Origin of the sequence: Neobacillus drentensis, assembly GCF_036965245.1 — a bacterium.
Taxonomy (GTDB): domain Bacteria; phylum Bacillota; class Bacilli; order Bacillales; family Cytobacillaceae; genus Neobacillus; species Neobacillus drentensis_G.
Genome location: NZ_JBALPG010000177.1, coordinates 21722 through 22665, shown reverse-complemented (window position 1 = coordinate 22665; position 944 = coordinate 21722). Strand labels below are relative to the sequence as shown.

The following is a 944-nucleotide window of genomic DNA, read 5'->3' as shown; positions in this document are numbered from 1 at the left end:
ACTTTCTTCATTCATTCTTATCTCGGGATGCACCGATATTAAAAATATAGAAAAAATAAACTTTGCAACAGCATTAGGATTTGATTTTAAGGATGGTAAATATCACGGATATTTACAATTAGTAGATTTTGGTAATATCGCGAAATCAGAAACCGGAGTTAAAGAACCACCGAAAGTGTATGTTGCAGTAGGGGAAGGCAGTTCCATTAACGAGGCACTTACTAAAATCATTAACACCTCTCAAACCAATATTTTTTTTGGACATGTTACCACCATTGTTCTTAGTGAAACAGTCATTAAAAAGGGATTTTATGATATTTATGATGCATTATCGAGAAATCATGAATTTACATTAAGCCCATGGATATATGGGACAAAGGATCCGATAGAAAAAATCTTTTCTGTACACGGTTTTTTTAATAAAACTTCCTTAGATACAATTTTACACAGGCCTTTAGAAAATTTTAAACAAGTTTCTACCATTAAACCTAAACAGCTATATCAGTTTGCACGTGAGGTATTTGAACCAAATTATACTACCTATTTACCTTCTCTCACCGTTAACGAACAACAATGGAAAAAGAACAAAAAAAATGAACCAAAACTAGCTTATGAAGGTGCATTTTTTATGCAAAATCAACATTATAAAGGATTCTATATGTTAAATGAACTTGAGGGTTTACGTTGGGTTATAAAAGGTACAAAACGTGTAAACATATTTATTCCAAATAAAGGGAATCAAACAATTTCCGTTATTATATATCCTAAAGTAAAATATAAAGATAACAGAACCTCCCTGGGCATAATAATTCGAGGTAAAGGTTTTATCGTTGGTCGAAAAACTAACCAAATGAGACATGTAGATGATGTTGAGAAAAGTGTCAGCAGCTATATAAAAAAAGAAGTAGAAGCATTATATAAATTAGGAGTTGAAAAAGAAACAG

The 944-nt window shown here is 31.2% G+C and carries 1 protein-coding gene; it reads left to right on the top strand.

The window, feature by feature from the left end:
• A partial coding sequence (locus V7150_RS24485; RefSeq protein WP_335523451.1) for a Ger(x)C family spore germination C-terminal domain-containing protein occupies positions 1–944 on the top strand: 944 nt, incomplete at both ends.